Annotated in this window: 16 protein-coding genes and 2 tRNA genes; 4 read left to right on the top strand and 14 right to left on the bottom strand. The window is 55.8% G+C overall.

Annotated elements, in window-relative coordinates; translation table 11 throughout:
- Positions 1-55 precede the first annotated feature (55 nt).
- From infB to rlmE, 11 genes are all read right to left on the bottom strand, one after another.
- Positions 56-2,761 carry a translation initiation factor IF-2 gene (gene infB / locus G5306_RS18595; protein ID WP_216951946.1) on the bottom strand — a complete coding sequence of 902 codons (2,706 nt, stop codon included), beginning with the start codon at positions 2,759-2,761 and terminating at the stop codon, positions 56-58.
- A 24-nt stretch (positions 2,762-2,785) separates the two neighbouring features.
- Positions 2,786-4,285 (bottom strand): transcription termination factor NusA, encoded by a 1,500-nt coding sequence (gene nusA, locus G5306_RS18590; protein WP_216979372.1) that lies wholly within the window; start codon positions 4,283-4,285, stop codon positions 2,786-2,788.
- A 14-nt stretch (positions 4,286-4,299) separates the two neighbouring features.
- Entirely contained in the window at positions 4,300-4,758 is a 459-nt protein-coding gene (gene rimP, locus G5306_RS18585; RefSeq protein WP_005338809.1) for a ribosome maturation factor RimP, read from the bottom strand.
- A gap of 166 nt (positions 4,759-4,924) precedes the next feature.
- A tRNA-Met gene (locus tag G5306_RS18580) sits at positions 4,925-5,001 on the bottom strand.
- A 92-nt stretch (positions 5,002-5,093) separates the two neighbouring features.
- Positions 5,094-5,178 (bottom strand) — tRNA-Leu (locus G5306_RS18575).
- Between the two features lie 7 nt (positions 5,179-5,185).
- Complete coding sequence (secG, locus tag G5306_RS18570; protein WP_421313416.1) at positions 5,186-5,512, bottom strand: preprotein translocase subunit SecG; 327 nt, start codon at positions 5,510-5,512, stop codon at positions 5,186-5,188.
- Positions 5,513-6,277 carry a triose-phosphate isomerase gene (gene tpiA / locus G5306_RS18565; protein ID WP_043822828.1) on the bottom strand — a complete coding sequence of 255 codons (765 nt, stop codon included), beginning with the start codon at positions 6,275-6,277 and terminating at the stop codon, positions 5,513-5,515. It abuts the gene before it with no gap.
- Positions 6,278-6,408: 131 nt separating this feature from the next.
- Positions 6,409-7,743, bottom strand: coding sequence for a phosphoglucosamine mutase (gene glmM / locus G5306_RS18560; protein WP_139434790.1), 1,335 nt, complete (start codon positions 7,741-7,743; stop codon positions 6,409-6,411).
- A 15-nt stretch (positions 7,744-7,758) separates the two neighbouring features.
- Positions 7,759-8,604 carry a dihydropteroate synthase gene (gene folP, locus G5306_RS18555; protein WP_421209897.1) on the bottom strand — a complete coding sequence of 282 codons (846 nt, stop codon included), beginning with the start codon at positions 8,602-8,604 and terminating at the stop codon, positions 7,759-7,761.
- Between the two features lie 59 nt (positions 8,605-8,663).
- Complete coding sequence (gene ftsH / locus G5306_RS18550; protein WP_421313414.1) at positions 8,664-10,610, bottom strand: ATP-dependent zinc metalloprotease FtsH; 1,947 nt, start codon at positions 10,608-10,610, stop codon at positions 8,664-8,666.
- Positions 10,611-10,655: 45 nt separating this feature from the next.
- A complete protein-coding gene (rlmE, locus tag G5306_RS18545) occupies positions 10,656-11,285 on the bottom strand; it encodes a 23S rRNA (uridine(2552)-2'-O)-methyltransferase RlmE (RefSeq protein ID WP_216951950.1) in 630 nt (209 codons plus the stop codon).
- A gap of 97 nt (positions 11,286-11,382) precedes the next feature.
- Between rlmE and yhbY the strand changes: the two genes are divergently transcribed.
- Together yhbY and G5306_RS18535 are read left to right on the top strand one after the other, a co-directional pair.
- Complete coding sequence (yhbY, locus tag G5306_RS18540) at positions 11,383-11,679, top strand: ribosome assembly RNA-binding protein YhbY (protein ID WP_033114153.1); 297 nt, start codon at positions 11,383-11,385, stop codon at positions 11,677-11,679.
- A 103-nt stretch (positions 11,680-11,782) separates the two neighbouring features.
- A complete protein-coding gene (locus tag G5306_RS18535; protein WP_421258724.1) occupies positions 11,783-12,367 on the top strand; it encodes a PilZ domain-containing protein in 585 nt (194 codons plus the stop codon).
- A 54-nt stretch (positions 12,368-12,421) separates the two neighbouring features.
- On the opposite strand, the gene greA is transcribed toward G5306_RS18535, so the two are convergent.
- From greA to pomA, 3 genes are all read right to left on the bottom strand, one after another.
- Positions 12,422-12,898 carry a transcription elongation factor GreA gene (greA, locus tag G5306_RS18530; RefSeq protein ID WP_216951952.1) on the bottom strand — a complete coding sequence of 159 codons (477 nt, stop codon included), beginning with the start codon at positions 12,896-12,898 and terminating at the stop codon, positions 12,422-12,424.
- A gap of 155 nt (positions 12,899-13,053) precedes the next feature.
- Positions 13,054-13,947, bottom strand: coding sequence for a flagellar motor protein MotB (locus G5306_RS18525; RefSeq protein WP_216951953.1), 894 nt, complete (start codon positions 13,945-13,947; stop codon positions 13,054-13,056).
- Between the two features lie 8 nt (positions 13,948-13,955).
- The gene (pomA, locus tag G5306_RS18520; RefSeq protein WP_216951954.1) at positions 13,956-14,714 is read right to left on the bottom strand and encodes a flagellar motor protein PomA; all 759 of its coding nucleotides are present in this window, start codon (positions 14,712-14,714) and stop codon (positions 13,956-13,958) included.
- Between the two features lie 210 nt (positions 14,715-14,924).
- Here pomA and xseB point away from each other — a divergent pair, with 210 nt between their 5' ends.
- Both xseB and ispA read left to right on the top strand, forming a co-directional pair.
- Positions 14,925-15,176, top strand: a complete 252-nt coding sequence (gene xseB, locus G5306_RS18515; protein ID WP_216951955.1) for an exodeoxyribonuclease VII small subunit — start codon at positions 14,925-14,927, stop codon at positions 15,174-15,176.
- A complete protein-coding gene (ispA, locus tag G5306_RS18510) occupies positions 15,177-16,067 on the top strand; it encodes a (2E,6E)-farnesyl diphosphate synthase (RefSeq protein ID WP_216951956.1) in 891 nt (296 codons plus the stop codon).

The raw sequence follows: 16,067 nt of genomic DNA, 5'->3' as shown, positions 1-16,067 counted from the left end.
ATTCTATCCTGCGATAAAAGGGGGCCGCGGCCCCCTATTTTGTCTAACTCTCGGCTTACAGAGTCCGTTGGATTTCAACAGTCTCGTAAACTTCGATCTGGTCGCCTTCGCGCACGTCGTTGTAGTTCTTGACCGCGATACCACACTCGTAGCCGTTGCGAACTTCGTTGACGTCATCCTTGAAGCGGCGCAGGGATTCCAGCTCGCCTTCATAGATAACCACGTTGTCACGCAGAACGCGGATACGGTTGGAACGCTTGACCACACCTTCGGTAACCATACAGCCGGCAACGGCGCCGAACTTCGGAGACTTGAAGACGCTACGCACTTCAGCCAGACCGATGATCTCCTGACGATACTCTGGGGCCAGCTTGCCGCTCATGGCCTGCTTCACTTCGTCGATCAGGTCATAGATGACGGAGTAGTAACGCAGATCCAGGCTCTCGGATTCGATAACCTTGCGCGCAGACGCGTCGGCACGGACGTTGAAACCAACCAGGATGGCGCTGGAAGCGGCAGCCAGGGTCGCGTCGGTTTCGGTGATACCACCTACGCCGGAACCCACGATCTTCACCTTCACTTCGTCGGTGGAGAGTTTGACCAGCGCATCGCAGATCGCTTCCACAGAACCTTGTACGTCGGCCTTGATCACCACGTTCACTTCGGACACTTCGCCCTCGGTCATGTTAGCGAACATGTTTTCCAGCTTGGCCTTCTGCTGGCGAGCCAGCTTGACTTCACGGAACTTGCCTTGACGGTAGAGCGCCACTTCACGGGCTTTCTTCTCGTCACGGACAACGGTGGCTTCGTCACCGGCAGAGGGAACGCCGGAGAGACCCAGGATTTCCACAGGCAGGGACGGACCCGCTTCCTTGATCTCGCGACCCAGTTCGTCACGCATGGCGCGAACACGGCCGTACTCGAGACCACACAGAACGATGTCGCCCTGACGCAGGGTACCTTCTTGTACCAGTACGGTAGCAACCGGACCACGACCTTTATCCAGGAAGGATTCGATCACGACGCCGTTGGCCATACCGTCAACCACCGCTTTCAGCTCCAGTACTTCAGCCTGGATCAGGATGGCTTCCAGCAGATCGTCGATACCCTGACCGGACTTGGCAGATACGTGCACGAACTGGCAGTCTCCACCCCAATCTTCGGACATGACGTTGTAACGAGCCAACTCGGTCTTGACGCGATCCGGATCCGCTTCCGGCTTGTCGATCTTGTTGACTGCCACAACCAGCGGCACACCGGCAGCCTTGGCGTGCTGGATAGCTTCGATGGTTTGCGGCATCACGCCGTCGTCAGCAGCAACGACCAGAACAACGATGTCGGTCGCCTTGGCACCGCGAGCACGCATGGAGGTAAACGCCGCGTGACCCGGAGTATCCAGGAAGGTGATCATGCCGCTATCTGTCTGAACGTGGTAAGCACCGATATGCTGGGTAATACCACCGGCCTCGCCAGCAGCAACCTTGGCTTTACGAATGTAGTCCAGCAGCGAGGTCTTGCCGTGGTCAACGTGACCCATGATGGTCACGACCGGTGCACGGGGCTTGGCTTCGGAGGTCTCGTCACGATCGGACAGTACCGCCTCTTCCAGCTCGTTCTCACGACGCAGCACAACCTTGTGACCCATCTCCTCGGCGACCAGCTGAGCGGTCTCCTGGTCAATCACCTGGTTGATGGTGGCCATGGCACCCATCTTCATCATCGCCTTGATGACTTCAACTCCCTTGACGGCCATCTTGTTGGCCAGCTCGGCCACTGTGATGGTCTCGCCGATGACAACGTCGCGGTTCACCACGGCAGCCGGCTTGTTGAAGCCATGCTTCATGGCGTTCGGGGTAGCGACCTTGCCACGTTTGCCTTTACGGGCACGCGGATCACGGGAATTGCGATCATTGCGATCATCATCGCGACGACCCGCCTTTTTCGGGGCCTTGACAGCGGCGGCGGCAGTACGGCGGCTGGTCTCTTCTTTGCGATCCAGCTCGTCTTCTGCAGCTTGCGCATGCTTGTTGGTAGTCAGGTGATAATCGCTGCTCTCTTTTGCACGAGCGGCTTCTTCTTCAGCCCAGCGGGCTGCGTTCTGTTCCGCCATGATGCGAGCCTCTTCGGCTTTCTTCGCGGCGAGTTCTTCAGCTTTTTTCAAAGCTGTCTGTTCCTGTTGGCGCTTCAGTTCTTCTGCTTCGCGCTTGGCCATCTTTTCTGCCTCTTGCTGAGCTGTGCTACTGGCTGCTTTGGCGGGCTGTTGAGCCTGTCGAGCCTTTTGTTGTGCCTCGATCCGCGCCTTTTCCTCAGCTTCACGACGAGCCTGCTCAGCCTCACGGCGAGCCTTCTCTTCAGCGTCGAGGCGAGCCTTCTCTTCGGCTTCGCGACGAGCTTTTTCTTCTGCTTCCAAACGCGCTTTTTCCTCGGCTTCCGCCTGACGCTGTTCTTCTTCCAGCGCCGAGCGTCTTACATAGGTGCGAGATTTGCGAACTTCCACCTGCACTTCTTTGTTCTTGCCGCCGGTTCCCTGAACACTGATGGTGCTCTTGGTCTTGCGCTGCAAAGTCATGCGGGCAGGAGCGGCGACCTCGTCACCTCCATGCTGTTTCTTCAGGTGTGCCAGCAGAGTCTGCTTTTCAGACTCGCTGACCATGTCGTCGGCCTTGCTCTTGCTGATACCGGCATCGACAAACTGCTGGAGAAGACGATCAACCGGTGTGTCGATGTCAGTGGCAAGTTGTTTGACTGATACTTCTGCCATTCATTTTCCTCCGTTTGATCTTACTTAAGACTGCTCTTCTCCGAACCAACAGATATTGCGAGCAGCCATAATGAGCTCACCCGCCTTCTCGGCAGTCAGCCCTTCAATACCAGCAAGGTCATCAATACCTTGCTCAGCCAAATCTTCCAGGGTGCCCACGCCGCGGCCCGCCAGAGCGTATGCCAGTTCACGACTCAGACCGTTCAGATTGAGCAGCTCTTCGGACGGCTCGACGCCATCAAAGGACTCCTCTTTGGCCAGCGCCTGGGTAGTCAGGGCATCTTTGGCACGCTTGCGCAGCTCTTCGACCATGTCTTCATCCAGACCGTCGATAGCCAGCAACTCGTTGACCGGTACGAAGGCGATCTCTTCCAGGGTCGAGAAGCCCTCTTCCATCAGCAGACCGGCGAAATCGTCATCGATATCCAGGGTGCTGGTGAACAGGTTCATGATGCGGTCGTTCTCGGCCTGGTGCTTGGCACGCATGTCCTCAACGGTCATCACGTTCAGCTCCCAACCGGTCAGCTGGGAGGCCAGACGCACGTTCTGACCATTGCGACCGATGGCCTGGGCCAGGTTGGCAGCTTCCACGGCGATATCCATGGTGTGGTTGTCTTCATCAACTATGATGGAGGCCACATCGGCAGGTGCCATGGCATTGATCACGTACTGGGCCGGGTTGTCATCGTACAGCACGATGTCTGCACGCTCACCGCTCAGCTCTGCGGAGACAGCTTGCACACGGGCACCACGCATACCGATACAGGCACCGATCGGGTCGATACGACGATCGTTGGTCTTCACCGCAATCTTGGCGCGGGAACCCGGGTCACGGGCAGCGCCCATGATTTCGATCATCTCTTCGCCGATCTCCGGTACTTCGATACGGAACAGCTCTTTCAGGAAGTCCGGGCTGGAACGGCTGACAAACAGCTGGGAACCACGGGCTTCTGGACGTACTGCGTAGAGCAGGCCACGGACACGGTCGCCCGGGCGGAAGGTTTCACGCGGCAGCATGTCATCACGGAAGATCACGGCTTCAGCATTGCTGCCCAGATCCAGAATGACGTTGTCGCGGTTGCTCTTCTTGACCACACCACTGATGATGGTGCCTTCTTTATCTTTAAACTGATCAACTACTTGTGAACGCTCCGCTTCGCGCACTTTCTGCACGATAACCTGCTTGGCGGTCTGGGTAGTGATACGGTCGAAGGTGACAGAGTCGATCTGGTCTTCAACATATTCACCGACCTGGATATCCGGCTGATCAATCTGAGCAGCTTCCAGGGTAATCTCGGCGTAAGGGTTCTCCATCGCGGCTTGATCTGCGATTACCAGCCAGCGGCGATAAGTGTCGTAGTCACCGGTCTTGCGATCGATTTCGACCCGAACTTCAATCTCGCCTTCATATTTCTTCTTGGTCGCAGTCGCCAGCGCGGTTTCCAGAGCCTGGAAGATCTTCTCGCGGGGTACCGCTTTCTCGTTGGATACTGCGTCAACGACCAGCAAAATCTCTTTATTCATATCCGATAGCCTCGTTAACCAAAGTTCGGCACTATGTTCGCTTTTTGGATATTGGTGAAAGCCAACACGTCGTCCTTACCATCTACTGTCAGGGTGATCATGTCGCCTTGCACAGCTTTGATTACGCCTTTGAACTTGCGGCGGTTGTTTGTTGCCATCCGAAGCGTTACCGCCGCCTCTTGGCCAACGTATTTTTCGAAATGGGCAACCTTGAACAGGGGACGATCCAGGCCTGGGGAGGATACCTCGAGGTAGTACTCCTCGGTGATGGGATCTTCGACGTCCATGATGGCGCCAACCTGATGGCTGACCTCAGCACAGTTCTCGACAGTCACACCCTGCTCGCCGTCGATATAGACACGCAAGGTGGAGTGTTTACCCGCGCGGATAAACTCAATACCCCAAAGTTCAAAACCCAAGGCAACGACCGGAGCCTCGAGCAGATCGGTCAAACGTTGTTCCAACGTAGCCAAAGTCACCCTCCGAAAAACAAAAAAAGGGCATAAAGCCCAGATAGATATCGATTCAGAGTAAATTGCACATAACAAAAAGCCCCGATGTCAAATCGGGGCTTGGCGCTTTACCCTGATTGTCGCCTCGCAGCGACCGCCTTCCTGAGCGTAGGAAATGCGTGAAATTTGGTTGCGGGGGCCGGATTTGAACCGACGACCTTCGGGTTATGAGCCCGACGAGCTACCATGCTGCTCCACCCCGCGTCCGAAATCGTGCGAGATTATAGCCACTTCACTCTCTCGATACAAGACTGACTGGCTATAATAAACTCGGTTTCCCGAGCTCACTGCTTAATTGGTGCCGTGGGCGGGACTCGAACCCGCACACCCTAGAGCACTACCCCCTCAAGATAGCGTGTCTACCAATTCCACCACCACGGCAAAACTCTTACTCGGGAACGTCAGTATCTTTCTTCACTGGCAATTTGGTCTGCTCAACCTGTTGGGTTTGTTGCAGATTCTCCCACTCACTACCCTGCTTGACCTTGTTGCTGGACATAGATCCGAGCACTAGGCTGATAACGAAAAACAGAGTAGCCAAGATTGCTGTTGTTCGGGTCAGGAAACTGCCTGAACCACCGGAGCCGAATACTGTGTTCGATGCCCCTGCGCCGAAGGAGGCGCCCATATCAGCCCCTTTACCTTGCTGAATCATCACCAGACCAATCAGAGCCAGTGAAACCAGCAGATAAACGACTAAAAGAATCTCGTACATTTAACTTGCACCCTTTGCCGCTTCAACAATTCCTAAAAACGCATCGCTATCGAGGCTTGCTCCGCCAATCAGTCCGCCATCAATGTCGGGCTGTGCAAACAAATCTCTCGCGTTGCTCGGCGTTACGCTCCCACCATAGATGATTCTAACTTTCTCACCTATTACCGGAGTATCCTCCGCCAAGCGACCACGTATAAAGGAATGAACCTCTTGTGCCTGCTCGGGTGTGGCGCATTTACCTGTACCTACAGCCCAAATCGGCTCGTAGGCGATGATAGCATTATCGAAAGCCATCGCGCCATTTTTCTCTATGACGATATCCAGCTCTTCAGCGATCACCTCGAAGGCTCTTCTCGCCTGCCTAGCCGCACCTGATTCACCTAAACAGAGGATGGGAATCAAGCCTGCCGCTCTGGCTGCCGCAAATTTCTCTGCGACGATAAAACTGGTCTCACCAAAGAGACGCCTGCGCTCGGAGTGCCCTACCAATACGTAACGACACCCTGCCTCAACCAGCATCTGACACGAGATTTCTCCAGTGTAAGCGCCAGTAGCGTGCTGACTCACATTCTGAGCCCCCAACTTTATTACTTTCTGCTCGTTGAGCAGTGAAGCGCTAAAGTCGAGATGCACATGGGAAGGACAGAGAACCACATCTACTTTTCCGTCAACGCCGTTTAGGCATTGACTCGTAAACTGCTCTAACTGCGACCTACTACCGTGCAACTTCCAGTTGGCTGCTACAAACGGCTTGCGATGTCCCATCGGCAACTCCCTTGCGAAAGCGGGGCTGATAATATCCAGAGGATGCTCAGCTGACAAGTGCTATTTTTAAATTTTTGAATCGTTTGAACAAGATACAACCAGGGCGGCTAAAAAGCCGCCCTGGTTGTTCATTAAAACGCCGATTCAACCTGCTTGGCGATGCGCTGAGCCATGTCACGCACCTGCTGTTCATGCTCCCCTTCGACCATGACCCGGATCAGCGGTTCGGTACCTGATTTACGCAACAGTACGCGACCACGACCAGCCAGCTCCTGTTCCACCTTGGCAACCTCAGCCATGACAGCATCAGCGGCCAGCGGATCCTTGCCTTCGGCAAAACGAACATTCACCAGTACCTGCGGGAACTTGTTCATGCCGGAGCGCAGCTTGGCAAGCGGCATCTCGGCACTGCGCATGGCAGTGAGCACCTGCAAAGCGGCTACGATGCCATCACCCGTAGTGGTTTGATCAAGACAGATAATGTGGCCGGAGTTCTCGCCACCGATGCGCCAGCCCTTCTCTTCCATCATCTCCAGCACATAGCGGTCACCCACCTTGGCACGGGCAAACGGAATGCCCAGGGTTTGCAGCGCCAGCTCCAGACCCATGTTGGCCATCAGAGTGCCGACGACACCGCCTTTGAGGCGACCATTGCGCAGAGCATCGCGCGCGATGATATAGAGCACTTCATCACCGTCGATGAGATAGCCGGTATGGTCGACCATGATCAGACGGTCACCATCGCCATCAAAGGCAACCCCCAGATCGGCCTTGCACTCCAGCACCTTGGCAACCAGTGCGTCAGGCGCAGTCGAGCCGACACCATCGTTGATGTTGAGACCATCCGGGGCACAGCCCATTGTGATCACTTCAGCACCCAGCTCGCGGAAAACCGACGGCGCAATGTGGTAAGTAGCGCCGTGGCCACAGTCGACCACCATTTTCACCCCATCCAGATTCATGTGGGAGGGGAAGGTGCTCTTGCAAAATTCGATATAGCGACCGGCAGCATCATCAATGCGCACCGCTTTGCCAAGTTCGGCAGACTCGACACACTTGAGCTCGTGATCCAGCTCGGCTTCGATAGCCAGCTCGACATCATCGGGCAGCTTGGTGCCATCGGCGGAGAAGAACTTGATGCCGTTGTCGTAGAAGGGGTTGTGGGAAGCGCTGATGACGATGCCGGCCTCGGCACGGAAAGTGCGAGTCAGGTAGGCAACCGCCGGCGTGGGCATGGGCCCCATCAGAATGGCTTTAAGGCCTGCCGCGGAGAGCCCCGCTTCCAGCGCGGATTCCAGCATGTAACCGGAGATGCGGGTATCTTTGCCAATCAGCACCTTTTTGGTGCCCTTCTTGGAGAGCACCTTGCCGGCAGCCCAACCCAATTTCATTACAAAATCAGGGGTGATCGGGTATTCGCCAACCTTGCCGCGCACACCATCGGTACCGAAATACTTTCTTGCCATTGTCTGTTCTCTTTATTATCTGGAAATAAAATCTTGTCCCGTCATTGCCAGCCAACCGACGCGCAATGCGTCCATGGTCTCCCTTACATCGTGTACCCTGATGATGCGAGCCCCATGCTGCATACCGATAAGGGCGCATGCCAGACTGCCCGCCAGACGCTCATCCACCGGACGGCCCAGCAAGTTGCCTATCATAGACTTTCGCGACATCCCCACCAATAGCGGCAGGTCATAATCAAGTAGTTCCTTTTGAGCCGCCAACAACCGATAGTTGTGTGCAAGGGTCTTGCCAAAGCCATATCCCGGATCCAGCAACAGCTCTTCACGACGGATCCCGACCGCCAGACAAGCCGCAATACGCTCATCAAAGAAGGCGCGTACCTCCCCGATCAGGTCGTCATAGTGCGGCTCGACCTGCATCGTTCGCGGCTGCCCCTGCATATGCATCAGACAGACCGGAACCCGCGCTTCGGCCGCGGCTTGCAGTGCTCCAGGTTCTTGCAGTGCCCGCACATCGTTGATCAGATGGGCTCCCGCCTTGCAACCCTCCCGCATCACAGCCGCTTTGGAGGTATCGAGGGAGATCATCACATCCAGCTCACGGGCCATCTGCTCCACGACAGGAATGACCCTGTCCAGCTCCTCCTGCTCGCTCACATCGGGCGCACCAGGGCGGGTTGACTCGCCACCGATGTCAATGAGGGTCGCACCGTCAGAGACCATCTGGCGCGCATGAGCCATTGCCCGTTCAAACTGGTTGAAATTACCGCCATCGGAGAAGGAGTCGGGCGTCACATTGAGGATCCCCATCACATGGGGACGATCGAGAGAGAGGCTAAGCCCCTTGCTGGTTAACTGCATTTTCACGTCCATCTGATAAAGAAAAACCCCGGGCAAGCCCGGGGTTTGGAGAGTCACGATTATTTGGCCGGAGCGTCGTTGGCTTTGTCGATAGTGACATCCGCCACCGGTGCAGCCTCATCGGCAGGCTTGGCCTCGGCAGCCACGGTGGAACCGCCTTGCGGGGTATCACCGTGCTCGTCATGCCAGTTGCTCGGAGCACGAACCTCGCGACGCGCCATCAGATCATCGATCTGTTTGGCGTCGATGGTTTCATACTTCATCAACGCATCTTTCATGCTGTGCAGTACATCCATGTTATCCAGCAGGATCTGCTTGGCGCGGTCGTAGTTGCGATCAATGACCTGCTTCACCTCAGCATCGATGATGCGCGCAGTGTCGTCGGACATGTGCTTGGCCTTGGCCATGCTGCGACCGAGGAACACCTCGCCATCTTCTTCCGCATAAAGCATCGGGCCGAGACGCTCGGACATACCCCACTGGGTCACCATCTTGCGTGCAATCTCGGTGGCTCGCTCGATGTCGTTGGACGCGCCGGTCGAGACCTTCTCGGCACCGTAGATCAACTCTTCCGCCAGACGACCGCCATACAGGCTGGAGATCATCGACTCCAGATGCTGCTTGGAGTGGCTCCAGCGATCCTGCTCAGGCAGGTACATGGTCACACCCAGCGCACGGCCACGCGGAATAATGGAGACCTTGTAAACGGGATCATGATCCGGAACCACGCGACCGATAATGGCGTGACCGGCTTCATGATACGCAGTCATCTCCTTCTCGGACTCTTTCATCACCATGGAGCGACGTTCCGCACCCATCATGATCTTGTCCTTGGCCTTTTCGAACTCAGCCATGGAGACTACTCGGCGACTTTCGCGAGCAGAGAAGAGGGCAGCTTCGTTGACCAGGTTGGCCAAATCCGCACCGGAGAAACCGGGTGTACCACGGGCAATCAGCGCCGGATTGACGTCATCCGCCAACGGAACTTTGCGCATGTGCACTTTCAGGATCTGCTCGCGACCACGGACATCCGGCAGACCGACCACAACCTGACGGTCGAAACGGCCCGGACGCAGTAGTGCCGGATCCAGTACGTCAGGACGGTTGGTGGCAGCGATGACGATGATGCCTTCATTGCCTTCAAAGCCATCCATCTCGACCAGCATCTGGTTAAGGGTCTGCTCACGCTCATCGTGACCACCGCCCAGACCGGCGCCACGCTGGCGACCGACCGCATCAATTTCATCGATGAAGATGATGCAGGGGGAGGATTTCTTGGCCTGCTCGAACATGTCACGTACCCGGGAGGCACCGACACCCACGAACATCTCCACGAAATCAGAACCCGAGATGGTGAAGAAGGGCACCTTGGCCTCACCCGCAATGGCCTTGGCCAGCAGGGTTTTACCGGTACCGGGAGGACCTACCAGCAGTACGCCAGTCGGGATCTTGCCACCCAGTTTCTGGAATTTGCTCGGGTCGCGCAGATAGTCGACCAGCTCCTTCACCTCTTCCTTGGCTTCATCGCAACCAGCTACATCGGCAAAGGTAGTCTTGATCTGATCTTCACTCATCAGGCGAGCCTTGCTCTTGCCAAACGACATGGCGCCTTTGCCACCGCCGCCCTGCATCTGACGCATGAAGAAGACCCAGACACCGATCAGCAGCAACATCGGGAACCAGGAGATGAAGATAGAGGTCAGCAAAGACGGCTCTTCCGGCTTCTCGCCCATCACCTTGACGTTGTGATTGAGCATATCGTTGAGCAGCTGGGGATCCGGCGCCGGGATGATGGTGGTGAATCGTTCACCAGTACGCTTGACGCCATTAATGACCTTACCGTCCATCCGCACTTCACGGATCTGATCTTGGGTCACCTCTTTAACGAAGCTGGAATAGTCCAGCTGGCGACTGATGGTATCGCTGGGGCTGAAGCTATTGAACACCGACATCAATACGACGGCGATGACCAGCCACAGGATTAAGTTTTTCGCCATGTCACTCAAATCAGTAACCTCGCAGACTGACAGTTAACGATGAAGGTTAGGGTACTACAGTTTAAAACCGGTAGCCACAATGTAGACTTCCCGTGATCTGGCGCGGGATGAGTCTGGTTTACGAATTTTAACGGCGGAGAAAAGTTTCCGAATTTCATTCAGATAGGCATCAAAGCCCTCCCCCTGAAACACCTTCACCACAAAACTGCCGTCACTGCGCAATACCTGATGACACATGTCCAGAGCCAACTCGACCAGATACATGGCACGAGCCTGATCCACCTGCTGGGTGCCGCTCATGTTGGGGGCCATGTCGGACATCACGACATCGACCTTGTCGGGTCCGACTCGCTCCAGCAAGGCACCGAGTACAGTTTCCTCCCGAAAGTCCCCCTGCAGGAAATCGACACCGGCAATGGGATCCATAGGCAGAATATCGCAGGCGATGACCCGACCCGATTCGCCAACCTGCTCGACCGCGAATTGGGACCAGCCGCCGGGGGCAGCCCCCAAATCCACTACCGTCATGCCATTTTTCAACAGGCGGTCTTTGCCCTGGATCTCGTCGATCTTGAAAACAGCACGGGAACGCAGCCCCAATTTCTGGGCTTTTTTGACGTATTGATCGTCGAAATGTTCTTTTAACCAGCGGGTGGAGCTGGCGGAACGTTTTTTCTGGGTCATGATAATCGGCTTTAAAAAACCACAAGGGTTATTAGTATTAAGGGCTAAGTGGGGGTAGAATACGCCCCTTTCAACCCTGACTTATGAAGAAATTGCGATGATTCTCAACAATAAACAGAAACAGTACCTCAAGGGCCTTGCCCACAGCCTCAAGCCTGTCGTCCTGCTGGGTCAGCACGGTCTGACCGAAGGTGTACTGGCGGAGATCGATCTGGCGCTGAACCATCACGAGCTGATCAAGGTTAAGGTTGCCTCTGAAGATCGCGAGATGAAACAACTGGTTATGGATGCCATCGTCCGTGAAACAGGCTCTGTAAAAGTACAGAGCATGGGTCATGTGCTGACCATCTATCGTCAGGCCAACGAACCCAAAATCCAGCTGCCTCGCAAGTAAAAGGAAAGAGCATTGCTCTTTCCTTATTTCACTTCTTCCCGAGTCGCTTGCCACAGTAGTCGCCAAGCCCTTAACCTGCGATGAATAGTTTCGGACACGCGCCATGGCTCACCATCCTATTCTGACCGACGATGAACTGACCATGTTGCGGGAGCTGGGATGCTCGGAGGCGACCCACCTTCTGAGCGGACATCTCGACAACCCCATGCTTGGCTTGCTGCAAAAAGCCGAACAGCTGGTATTGGAAGCCCGCTATGCAGGCCATCAGTTGCGATTCCCCCTCACCTTTATCCAGAGAGAAGATGGCTTTGTCGAGCCTCGGCTCGCTGCGCCAGTGATCCGGGAGCTGGGGTTTGCCCAGCCAAGAGCTTGGAGACTTGCCCAGAAAGCGACACTGCAAACAGCTCATGGAGTACTCCAAGTGCTGAGCCTTTCGCTCAATGGCCTCATCGTGGAAGATCTGCCCACAGATATGATGGCGGATACTACCTTGCAGGGAACTCTGCAGATCGCCACAGAGGCGCCATTTCCCTTGCAGGCCAGGCTGGTGAGACGGGTCAAATCTAATGCAGACCGTGCAACTTGGGCACTCAGTTTCCAGATGAGCGAGGCAAACATAGAGCGACTTCGTCACTGGCTGTTTCAGCGCCATCAGGACACCTTCAACGACGCTTACCAACCAGCCTGAAGCGCAACAAACAGGGGAGCAAGTGCTCCCCCGTCTCATCCCGCATTAACTACATCAGATGTAGGCAACGTCCAGGATTTCGTACTCCACATCACCTGCGGGCGTCTTGACGAGCGCCACATCGTCCACTTCCTTGCCAATCAGAGCGCGGGCAATCGGAGAGTTGACAGAGATAAGGTTCTGCTTGATGTCAGCCTCATCGTCACCCACGATGCGGTAGATAACCTCTTCCTCTGTTTCGCTCTTGAGCAGGGTCACGGTGGCACCAAAGATGATGCGACCATTGTTGGTCATCTTGGTGACATCGATCACCTGGGCATTGGAGAGCTTGGCTTCAATTTCCTGAATGCGGCCTTCACAGAACCCCTGCTGCTCACGGGCGGCATGGTATTCGGCATTCTCTTTCAGATCACCGTGCTCACGGGCTTCAGCAATCGCTTCGATAATCTGGGGACGAAGCTCGGTCTTGAGATATTCGAGCTCTTCGCGCAGCTTCTCAGCGCCGCGAACAGTCATCGGAGTATGATTCATAGTCGAAACCTGGGTTGCTTGAAAATAGAAGCTGCGGCTATCTGTCAGGACGCCGCAGCACTCGGTTCGGATGGCGCATCTTAATATGAAGCCAACACAAAATCCATGTCGGCCCCCTGATGCAGATCCCGCTTTATCTGTTGCTCCAAGAAATATTACTTTCCTTCCGGTACCGAAATAGGAGAGGAAATGGTCGGTTTGCCCTGCATGATAGCGATCTCTACCCGTCGGTTCATCCGGCGATTCTCGGGAGTATTGTTGGGCACCAATGGTTGGGAATCGGCCATCCCCTGCACAATCAAGCGTCCCTGATCAAATCCTGGGACCTTGATCATCTGGTGTGCCACAGCCACTGCTCGCTGGGACGAAAGCTCCCAGTTGGACTGAAACAGCTCGTCCTCGGTCGCCACGTTGTCGGTGTGGCCGGATATGGTGATTTCACCCGGTACATCCTTGAGCAGGGTCGCGACCTTGCGAATAACCGGCCAGAACTGGGGTTGCAGAAACGCCGAGCCAGCCGGGAAGGAGGCTTTTTCCCTGATCCGGATAATAATCTGCTGTCCCAACGCCTCGATTTCGATGGCACCATCCTGGATCTGATCTTTCATCTGCTCGGCCAGCGCCTTTGCCAGGGTATTGGACTGCTGCTGCGCCTTCTGAGCATCCTGAGCTGTGTCCCCCCCCGTCTGCTTGCCATCACTCTTGTCCTGACCACCTGCCTGCTCGGCCTCACCGGGCAAAAAATCCAGCTCGGTCTGGGTCATGTCCATGGTCTGCTGCATCACGGTATCAATCGGGGTTGGCTCTGGGCGGCCAGGACGGAACTCCTGGGCAATGACAGAAGTTCCCTTCGGAATATCTTTCACCTCAAGGATATTCTGGACCCCGAATGCCTTCTCCATGGACCCCGCAATCTGCTTGAACTTCTGCACATCCATCTCGGCAAAGGAGAGCAACAACACGAAAAAGCACATCAGCAGCGACATGAGGTCGGCGAAGGTCCCCATATAACCGGGCAGGCCGGGAGGCGGGCATTTGCAATCAGACATAGGGCTCCCTACTCACTGCCGTTGTTGCGTTTGGACTGGTTCAGATAGTTCTGCAGCATGGACTGGATCACCCGCGGGTTTTGGCCATCCTGGATCCCCATGATGGCATCGAGGATCAGCGAACGGCTAAGTCGCTCTTCGCCGCTTCGCAGTTCCAGCTTGTCGGCTATCGGGATGGCCAGCATGTTGGCTTCGATCGCACCATACAGAGTGGTCAAGAGGGCTACAGCCATGGCAGGACCGATAGATTTGGGATCACTCATATTGGCCAACATGGCCACCAGACCCACCAGCGTACCGATCATCCCCATCGCCGGGCCAAGATCCCCAAGGGTACGGAACACCTTGATCGCAATGACGTGACGTTCGGCAGTCAACTCGATATCCTTTTCCATCACTGCGCGCACTACATCGGCATCATGGCCATCCACCAGCATATCGATCCCTTTTTTCATGAAGGGATTGGGAATCTCGGCCGCTTCAAGCGCCAGAAATCCGCCTTTACGGGCGGCATCGGCAAGCTCAACGGCTTTAACTATGAGGTCTTCCAGCTTGTCGCCCTTGTACATAAAAGCTTTACCAGCGACCTTAAACGCCATCAGAAACTGGCCTAGGTTGAACTTCATCATGGCGATGAAGATGGAGCCCAATACGGTGATGTAGACCGATGGCATGTCGACGTACATGCTCATGGGGCCCCCCAGCAGCATGCCGTACACCACCACCCCGAAACCCAGCACTATCCCTATCAGACTGCCTAGATCCACGTCCCTACTCCTGTCACCGGTTCTTATGCCCAATTATAGTTTGTTGAATTTTCTGCTATTGCGACCCAAGCGGCAAGCATGCATCCACTGAGAATCATGGTTCATTATCGGCCAGTTTATCGAGAGTTTGAGGAGGCAGCGTTTTTCAGCCTCCCCCCGGTGGGCGGTCGATGTTAATATAAGCCGTTTTTTCAATTCCCGAGGATGGACATGGCCAGTAAAAAAATCGACCGTCTGAGTTTTGACGCCACTCTCGAAGAGCTGGAAACCATCGTTCATCAGCTGGAGCAAGGTTCCCTACCGCTGGAGGAGGCCCTCAAACAGTTCGAGCAGGGAATCCATCTGGTGCGGGCTGGCCAACAAAAGCTGGAGCAAGCCGAGCAGAAGATCCAGATCCTGCTGAGCAAGGCCGATGGCAGTGATCAGCTGACCCCCTTCCAGCCAGAACAAGGAGACGAGTGAGTGGCACTGGTCCATTTTTCCCGTCAGCATCGCCAGCGTATTGATGACTGCCTGTTGGCAAAACTTGAAGCTTTGCCACCCATGGCGCCTCGTCTGCGTGATGCCATGAAATATGGCCTGCTGCTGGGCGGCAAGCGGGTTCGCCCGTTTCTGGTCTACGCGGTCGGCGAAATGCTGGGCGTAAAGAGCGACCTGCTGGACGGCCCTGCGGCTGCCGTGGAGTGCATCCATGCCTACTCACTGCTGCACGACGATCTGCCCGCCATGGATGACGACGACTTGCGTCGCGGCCAGCCGACCGTTCACAAGGCATTCGATGAAGGCACCGCCATTCTGGCCGGTGATGCGCTGCAGACGCTGGCGTTCTCCATTCTGGCCGATCACCCCATGCCCGACTCCTTGATGGCCAACCGGGTGCGGATGCTGAGTACCCTCGCCCGCGCCTCCGGCTATCTGGGTATGTGTGGTGGTCAGGCACTGGACCTGCAGGCTGAAGGGCGCCAGATCACGCTTGCCGAACTGGAGCAGGTACACCGCCACAAGACCGGTGCGCTGATTGAGTGCGCCGTGGCGCTCGGCGCCCTGTGCAAAGCCGATGTCGATGACGCAACCCTGATTGCCCTGCAAACCTATGCCGCCGCGATTGGCCTCGCCTTTCAGGTGCAGGATGACATCCTCGACATCACAGGTGATACCGCCACCCTGGGCAAGCCGCAAGGTTCTGACCTGGCGCTGGAGAAAAGTACCTATCCGGCCCTGCTCGGACTCGAAAATGCCCGTGAGCTGGCTCGCGAACTGCATGGGAAAGCCTTAACAGCCCTGCAATCCTTGCCCTACAATACCGACATTCTGGAAGCGTTTGCCGATTACATCATCGAGCGAACCCACTAA

The organism is Aeromonas sp. 603404 (assembly GCF_049171775.1).
Classification (GTDB): Bacteria; Pseudomonadota; Gammaproteobacteria; order Enterobacterales; family Aeromonadaceae; genus Aeromonas; species Aeromonas veronii_A.
This window is presented reverse-complemented; position numbering and strand designations above follow the sequence as displayed.

Excerpts from the sequence above, each read along its gene's own strand:
- infB (WP_216951946.1), bottom strand. The coding sequence starts at position 2,761 with ATGGCAGAAGTATCAGTCAAACAACTTGCCACTGACATCGACACACCG.
- nusA (WP_216979372.1), bottom strand. The coding sequence starts at position 4,285 with ATGAATAAAGAGATTTTGCTGGTCGTTGACGCAGTATCCAACGAGAAA.
- secG (WP_421313416.1), bottom strand. The coding sequence starts at position 5,512 with ATGTACGAGATTCTTTTAGTCGTTTATCTGCTGGTTTCACTGGCTCTG.
- tpiA (WP_043822828.1), bottom strand. The coding sequence starts at position 6,277 with ATGGGACATCGCAAGCCGTTTGTAGCAGCCAACTGGAAGTTGCACGGT.
- glmM (WP_139434790.1), bottom strand. The coding sequence starts at position 7,743 with ATGGCAAGAAAGTATTTCGGTACCGATGGTGTGCGCGGCAAGGTTGGC.
- folP (WP_421209897.1), bottom strand. The coding sequence starts at position 8,604 with ATGCAGTTAACCAGCAAGGGGCTTAGCCTCTCTCTCGATCGTCCCCAT.
- rlmE (WP_216951950.1), bottom strand. The coding sequence starts at position 11,285 with ATGACCCAGAAAAAACGTTCCGCCAGCTCCACCCGCTGGTTAAAAGAA.
- yhbY (WP_033114153.1), top strand. The coding sequence starts at position 11,383 with ATGATTCTCAACAATAAACAGAAACAGTACCTCAAGGGCCTTGCCCAC.
- G5306_RS18535 (WP_421258724.1), top strand. The coding sequence starts at position 11,783 with ATGGCTCACCATCCTATTCTGACCGACGATGAACTGACCATGTTGCGG.
- greA (WP_216951952.1), bottom strand. The coding sequence starts at position 12,898 with ATGAATCATACTCCGATGACTGTTCGCGGCGCTGAGAAGCTGCGCGAA.
- G5306_RS18525 (WP_216951953.1), bottom strand. The coding sequence starts at position 13,947 with ATGTCTGATTGCAAATGCCCGCCTCCCGGCCTGCCCGGTTATATGGGG.
- xseB (WP_216951955.1), top strand. The coding sequence starts at position 14,925 with ATGGCCAGTAAAAAAATCGACCGTCTGAGTTTTGACGCCACTCTCGAA.